The 348-nt window shown below is 55.7% G+C and carries 1 protein-coding gene; it reads left to right on the plus strand.

From position 1 onward, the window contains the following. The coding region (locus tag EN852_RS36980; RefSeq protein WP_145994155.1) for a sulfatase-like hydrolase/transferase at positions 1-348 on the plus strand (348 nt) is incomplete at both ends.

A 348-nucleotide genomic window follows, 5' to 3' on the forward strand; every position in this document is an offset into this window, starting at 1 on the left:
CCAAGATCGAGAACCCGATTGTCTATTTCGTTCGCTCGGCCTGGTTGAGCTCGACGCCGGTCGCAGTCGCGATGAGAGCAGGCGCCAATGATCCCGATGTCGCCAGCGTCGGGCAGCGTCCGGCGGAAACGTCAAGTTTCAAGGCGCCGACACCAAATCCGATCAAGAACGTGCTGATTTTCATGATGGAGTCGGTGCCGTCGAAATACATCGAGACTTTTGGCGGCCAGTATCCGGTCACCCCAAACATAAAGAGCTATGCCGCCGATTCCACCCGCTTCGACAACATCTACGCACATGCGCCATCGACTCACTACTCGATATTCTCCCTGCTGACCTCGATGTATA

It is taken from the genome of Mesorhizobium sp. M2E.F.Ca.ET.209.01.1.1, assembly GCF_004010375.2.
In the GTDB taxonomy this organism is placed as follows: Bacteria; Pseudomonadota; Alphaproteobacteria; order Rhizobiales; family Rhizobiaceae; genus Mesorhizobium.